Source organism: Wolbachia endosymbiont of Pentalonia nigronervosa (genome assembly GCF_014534705.1).
Lineage (GTDB): Bacteria > Pseudomonadota > Alphaproteobacteria > Rickettsiales > Anaplasmataceae > Wolbachia.
This window is the reverse complement of the sequence record NZ_JACVWV010000072.1, coordinates 1-4,880: the sequence shown is the minus strand read 5'-3', so window position 1 is coordinate 4,880 and position 4,880 is coordinate 1. Positions and strand designations below refer to the sequence as shown.

Here is a 4,880-nt window from a genome sequence, read left to right as displayed (position 1 = left end):
TTATATATCTTATTGCATTAATAATCGCTCTAATATCGTGTTTTCTTGGCCTTCCTATTGCCCCTTGTGCAACGTATGGCTCTAGTATTTCCCATTCTTTGTCACTTATGTCACTTGGATACATTTTTTTACCTCTTAATTCTACATTTGCTTTAGTATATTTATCTTTTCATTTCTTTTCAAGACATCTTCTTAGATAACCATGATTTAATTTAAGATTTTAGGTAAACCCTGATAAAAACTTTTAACACAACTGCTCCCAAGTTCATTTAGAGTCCATTTCAATACATGATACGGCCTCGGATCCCGATAGAGTAGTGATAACTTGCCTTGTCGTTACCCTTCATGCTGTCTTCCATCATATGAAAAATGTCGACCTCTATGATGTCAGGTATTTCGGGACTCAATACCTTCACTTTCGTTGCACCCTGTATTGTCCATTCCATTAGCTTTACTACGCTTGTTACCTTACGCAGTATAATGGTTTGTTCTAGGCTGTTGGCTAGACTTTGCCTAGGTTGGATTTTCACCAACTGTTTTCTAAACGCTTTCCTTGGCGCACGTATAATGGTCTGTTCTAGGCTGTTGGCTAGACTTTGCCTAGGTTGGATTTTCACCAACTGTACTCTAAACGCTTCCCTTGGCGCACTCATACTATCCTTACTGATAATGGCATACAATTTACCAATCAGAAGCGCCATAAGCATGCTTTTAAGCACATATTTGATCGAGTTTGTGAAGAGAACAATATAGAATATCGTCTGACAAAAGTCAGCCATCATTGGACAAATGGCCAGGTTGAGCGTATGAACAGAACTCTTAAAGATGCCACAGTGAAGAAGTATTACTACAAGTCACATCAACAACTCAAAGAGCATCTCTACAACTTTGTTATGGCCTACAATTGCGCGAAAAGACTTAAAGCTCTTATGGACTGTACACCTAAGTACTTTTGGTAGGCTCAAGAACAGGGTTTGCATTATGAGCCAAAAGCAATTCTACAAGCTCCGGATGATTACCATTGGTGGCATAGTGTAACGCGGTCATTCCCTCATTGTTTTTAGCATTAACATCTGCGTTGTGTTTTAGTAGTAATTTAGCTACGTCAATCCTCCATCTTATAACAGCAAAGTGTAAAGAAGTATTGCCATTTTTATTCTTAGCATTAATATCAATACCTTTTTCAATGAGGTATTCTGCTATATCTAAATTTCCATTTCTAGCAGCATAATGTAATGGAGTTTCATTGCATTTGTTTTTAACATTAATATCAATACCTTTTTCTACAAAATATCCTACTACTTCTAATCTTTCACTTCTAACAGCAAAGTGTAATAAAGTATTACCAATTTTAGTCTTAATATTGAAACAAGTACCTTTTGCAAAAAAATACTCTACTACTTTTAAATTTCCACTTCTAGCGGCATAGTGTAACGGAGTTTCATTATATTTGTTCTTAGCATCAACATCAGCACCTTCACTGACTAGGTACTCTACCATTTTCAAGCTTCCACGTAGAGCAGCCATATGTAGAGGAGTACCACTGAAAAATGCTCCTTTGTTTTTAGCTTTAACATCAGCACCTTTTTTAACGAGGTATTCTACTATATCTATGTTACCACTCTCAGCAGCAGAGTGTAACGGTGTACTATCACACTTGTTTTTAGCGTTAATATCAGCACCTCTACTGACAAGATATTTAACTGCATCTAATTTTCCATTATAAGCAGCAACATGCAATGGTGTATCATCATACTTACTCTTGATATCAATATCAGCATTCTTACTAATAAGGCACTTAATTATCTCCAACTCTCCATTTTCGGTAGCAATATGTAGAATAGCTCTACCATCTTTGTCCTTAGCATTAATATTTGCACCACTATTAACCAAGTACTCGACTACATTCGAGTTTTCACCATACACAGCAAAATGTAAAGGAGTGCCATTAAGAAATGGCTCCATAGCATCAGCATTAATATCAGCACCTTTGTTCACTAGATATTCCACAATATCCAAATTCCCTCTATAAGCAGCTCTATGTAGTGCAGTACCACCATATTTATTTCTAGTGTTAACTCCAGCGCCTTCATTAATAAGATACTTAACGACGTCTAATTTTCCACTATAAGCAGCTGTATGTAAAGGAGTCCAGCCACTTTTCTCAGAGTGAATATTAGCACCTTTACCCACTAAATATTCTACTACATCCAATTCTCCATTTTCAGCAGCAATATGCAACGGTGTTTGACCATGATTATTCTCAACATTAACAGCTTCTGCCAATTTACCTTGGTAATGTTCTTCTATATGTGTTAGTATCCTTTGAATTGCCTCACAATAACCGTTTTCAGCAAGCAAATGTAAAGGAATGCTTTTCTTTACAAAAAAGGGTTCCCCGTATATGTAAGTTGAATTAAAATAAAAATCATCAATTAACTTACCATATTTGCTTGCATATCCCCACACAGATGCAACATGAATTGTATTATCTTGTGTGACATCACTGCTATTTATTAGTCCCATGGCTCTTCTGAGAGTTTCTTCTTCTCGGCCTGCCTTTTCTAACTTTAATCTAGTGAGCATCTGCACTAGTTCGTGAATATTCGCTATTCCTGCTTCTGAATTGATTATGCGATACCTGTTAAGTAGCCCAACAGCCTTCCATAGCTTTCTTTCATTGTCTGCGATTAATTTTATAAAAATCCCTTTTATATAAATATCGTTAGAGGCAAGATAGGCCATTATTTCCAAGATGTTTAATGCCTCAGAACCACATTCCTCTTGTATTATATCTTCAATAGCAATGCTCAATGTTGTTAAAACTGCTTTGGTATAGAGAACTGTATTTTCTTTGTCTTTCTTCTCCTCACTATCACATGACAATTCTTTAAGCAATTCTTCTACTTCCTTAAATAATTCCTCCTTCTCTGCTTGTTGATTACATTTCTCTAGGTAATTACTTATTGTGAAGCTTTCATTGCTTCTTAATTTTAGCTCCCTGTCCTTATTGCAAATATATGCAACCGCTTGCCCCAAAGCTAATGGAAAATGTTGTAGTTCTCTTGTAAGCTTGTCTATTTCCTCATCTTGTTCATCATCTTGTATATTCAAGGCTTTTCTCACAAGCTCTAAAGCTTCCGTTCTTTCAAGTTCACTTAACCGTATAACTTCTATCTTTTTCGCTGATTTACTGGCCTCCCATTTTTGATTACAGGAAGTAATTAAAATATAAGGTTTCTTTCCATAAGGGTACTGTGAATGTGAAAAAGATGGCAAAAATTTACTAATGTCCTCATATCTTTGAGCACTATCAAAAATAAATATACATCTTCTCTTTACAAAGAAAGCATATACTTCTTTAACAATTACCACTATTGCCTTTCCCTTTCCATGCTTGTCTTCAATAGAAATTCCCAACCTGTTTTGAGCCAACTCCCGGAAAGAGTTTTCCATAGTTTTAGAGTCACAAGCATTTATCCATATAATATTATTATCGTAATATTCTTTGCGGTCATAAACATACTTTCTTGCACACTCGGTTTTACCTACACCTTTGATTCCACCAATAACAACTATTTGTGATACTTCTGCTTGTTCATTTACACTCTTTTGTAATTCACCGTGTATTTCTTCTAACTCACCTTTTCTTCCAGTAAAACTAGCTACTAGTTTTAGCATGTTAAACTCAACAGGTTTTTCTTGAATTTCTCTTTCTATTCTCTCGAGAAGAGCTTTCCCTTCCTCACGTGATAAAACCCTTACTTCTTCTTCATCCATCAAATTCGTGATCACTACTATACAACGACTAAAGAAGTTCTTTTTATCAACGTTATTTAGCCCCTTACTCAACTCATCTGTTATGATCTCACTAAGTTCAGCGTAATTAGGCAAATTAACTGTAAACACTAGCCTCTTTAGGAATCCTTCTATTTCTTTATCACCTATCTTTCTACCCACCTTAGCACTTATAAAATCCATATTCTCCTGCAGGTATAGGATAGTACTACTATCAAATTTATATCTCGCTCTACCGCGTATGTTCAGAAATTCATTTTTTTTTGTGTTTATTCTTTTAACTGAAACTTCCTTTCCTCTATTTTTTCCTCTTAACATCGCTCTCAGCTTTCTCACTCGATGTTGTGCTAAACTTTCGAAATCAAAATCAATATTTGTAGCAATAATAAAATACCTTGGATCTTTACTTGGAAATTTTCTATTACCCTCGATTTTTAAATAAGCAATAAAATATTTTATTAAGCCAAACTCACTCTTCTTTTTCTGTGTTAATAAGTCACCTATGCTGATCTTTTCATAACTATTTCGCTTGTGTTTAATTTGTATGAATCTATGTATTGTTTTTCCATTTTGTTCGCATCGAAAAACAATATCATCAAAACCTGCAGCTGACTTTATTTCCATACCTAAGTGGAAAGGATATCCACTATCCACCGCACGTTTAAGAAATAGAAGGAACCATAATCTTTGATAGGTAATACCATGGGAAGAGCATCTTAATCCGAAAGTAGAATAAGATTCAGACATCCCTAACCTCGCATTACATTACATTAAAAATAGATACCAAATAAACGGTAAAAAAAAGTAAATTAGGTATATTATTTTATGTAGGTATTGTAGCACAGATCTGGAAAGATCTCTAATATATATCAATTCAAATAAACTAGGTGTATGGTCCCAAAGAGTGATGGAAGTATAAATAAATCAGGAAATTTTGTCCACTGATCACATATGAACTCATAAGGTGTGAGACCCTTAAGAGTTTTTAGTCTTTTAGCGTAATTGTAGGCCATAACGAAGCTATAAAGATGCTCTTTAAGTTGTTGATGTGATTTATAGTAGTATTTCTTAACTGTAGCATT

The 4,880-nt window shown here is 34.9% G+C and carries 2 protein-coding genes and 2 pseudogenes; 1 reads left to right on the top strand and 3 read right to left on the bottom strand.

Features of this window, described 5'->3' with window-relative positions; translation table 11 throughout:
• Positions 1–281: 281 nt before the first annotated feature.
• A complete protein-coding gene (locus IC220_RS05990) occupies positions 282–653 on the bottom strand; it encodes a hypothetical protein (protein WP_223158796.1) in 372 nt (123 codons plus the stop codon).
• On the opposite strand from IC220_RS05990, the pseudogene IC220_RS05985 reads away from it, so the two are divergent.
• Positions 639–953, top strand: a pseudogene (locus IC220_RS05985) (integrase core domain-containing protein); the annotation flags it as partial. The gene IC220_RS05990 and the pseudogene IC220_RS05985 sit on opposite strands and share 15 nt — an antisense overlap.
• Here IC220_RS05985 and IC220_RS05980 read toward each other — a convergent pair.
• Both IC220_RS05980 and IC220_RS05975 read right to left on the bottom strand, forming a co-directional pair.
• Complete coding sequence (locus IC220_RS05980) at positions 943–3,681, bottom strand: ankyrin repeat domain-containing protein (protein WP_410543330.1); 2,739 nt, start codon at positions 3,679–3,681, stop codon at positions 943–945. The pseudogene IC220_RS05985 and the gene IC220_RS05980 overlap by 11 nt on opposite strands.
• A gap of 1,000 nt (positions 3,682–4,681) precedes the next feature.
• Positions 4,682–4,880, bottom strand: a pseudogene (locus IC220_RS05975) (IS3 family transposase); the annotation flags it as partial.